Below are 1,835 nucleotides of genomic sequence, written 5' to 3' on the forward strand. Positions count from 1 at the left end.
GCGATGAAGGCCTCTGCAACGGTGCGAATGCCTGCGGCATCGAGCGTGTAATGAGCGTAGAGATGGGTGGGCGGCGCGATCAGGCTGTATTCGTCGTAGATGCCGTGGCGCTTGAGCTTCACGCCAAGCCCCTCGTCGGTCAGCACTTCGGCGACCGCACTGCCAAGTCCGCCTAGGACGTTGTGCTCCTCGACTGTCATGATCTTCTTCGAGCGGGACGCGGCGACGAGAATGGCCTCCCGGTCGAGGGGCTTGATGCACGCCATGTCGATCACGCCGACGGAGCGCCCATCTTCATTCATCGCCCTGGCAGCCTCAAGCGCGCCGTGCACGGCCATGCCGCAAGCGATGATGGTCAGTTCCTCGCCCTTGAAGTGCTCATGCGCCTTGCCGAAGGCGAATGTCGGTGTGCCTTGATAGACCACGGGATCGCGGCCGCGGCCGATCCGGAAGTAGATCGGCTTGTCGTAATTGGCGGACGCGCGGATCGCAGCTTCCAGTTGCGGACCATCCGCCGGCGACACCACCGCGATGTCGGCTATCGAGCGCATGATGGCGATGTCTTCCGTGGCATGGTGCGATGTGCCGTAGAAGCCGAGGGAAATCCCGGTGTGGTGGCCGATCAGGCGAACCGGCTGCGCGCAATAGGCGACGTCCATCCTGATCTGCTCGCAGGCAAGCAAGGCCATGAAGGAAGCGAAGGTCGCCACGAAGGGCACCACGCCGCAGGTCGCGATGCCCGCGGCGGTGCTGACCATGTTCTGCTCCGATATGCCGAAGGAGATATAGCGGTCGGGATACGCCGCCGCGAAGCGGTTCAGGCCGTTCGAATATTGCAGGTCGGCCGATCCAGCCATGACGTTATGGCCTGCCTTAACCAGATCGATCAGTCCGTTGGACAGGTGGTCAAGGCCTGGATTGACGGCGTTAAGACCGCGATATTGCCAGGAATTGGGAGATAGCGGACCGTTCATTTCAAGCATCCAGCGCGTTGATCTCAGCGATGGCCTTTTCGGCATCGGACGGGTCGAGATAACCCAGGTGCCAGCCCGGCTCGGTCTCCATGTAGGAAACGCCCCTGCCCTTGCTGGTCCTGGCGATGATCATGCAGGGCTTGGCGCGCTCGTCATCGGCCCTCACCCGGCGCAGCAGCTCTGTGACCTTCGCCACGTCATGGCCGTCGACCTCATGGACTTCCCAGCCGAAGGCGCGCCATTTCTCGTCGAGCGGCTCGATATTCATCAGGTCGTCGACGCGGCCGTCCAGCTGGTAGCCGTTGCGGTCTACGATGGCGATGAGATTGCTGGCCCGGTGCTGGGCGGCATTGATCGCGGCCTCCCACACCTGTCCTTCCTGCATCTCGCCATCGCCCATCATGCAAAAGACCCGGTAGTCCTTCTCGCCGGTCCAGCGCTGCGCCAGCACCATGCCCAGCGCGTTCGACAGCGCATGGCCGATCGAGCCCGAAGAGAAGTCGACCCCGGGCACTTTCCGCATGTCTGGATGATCACCAAGCGGACTGCCGAGACGCGTATATTGATCGAGCCATTCCTTCGGGAAGTAGCCGAGATCGGCATAGATCGGAAACAGGCCCACCGCAGCGTGCCCCTTGCCGATCGTAAAGCGGTCGCGGCCGGTCCATTTCGGATCGCCACGACGTAGCCGCATGACGTCGTAATAAAGCGCCGCGAAGATTTCCGCTGCCGAGAACACCGACGTGTAGTGGCCGGTCTTGGCGATCTCGATCAGCCGGATCGTCTCAAGCCGCACGAAGCGCGCGCGATCCTTCAGCATCGCCTCCACCTCCGCCGTGGGCTCGAAGCTGTTGCCGCGCG

The 1,835-nt window shown here is 62.7% G+C and carries 2 protein-coding genes; both read right to left on the bottom strand.

Annotated elements, in window-relative coordinates; genetic code table 11:
- The coding region (locus EOA27_RS34725; RefSeq protein WP_127258540.1) for a transketolase C-terminal domain-containing protein at window positions 1-974 on the bottom strand (974 nt) is incomplete at its 3' end.
- A gap of 1 nt (window position 975) precedes the next feature.
- On the bottom strand, window positions 976-1,803 hold the full coding sequence (locus tag EOA27_RS34730; protein ID WP_245491289.1) for a transketolase: 828 nt from the start codon (window positions 1,801-1,803) through the stop codon (window positions 976-978).
- Window positions 1,804-1,835: the final 32 nt, after the last annotated feature.

Source organism: Mesorhizobium sp. M2A.F.Ca.ET.037.01.1.1, from assembly GCF_003998075.1.
Taxonomy (GTDB): domain Bacteria; phylum Pseudomonadota; class Alphaproteobacteria; order Rhizobiales; family Rhizobiaceae; genus Mesorhizobium.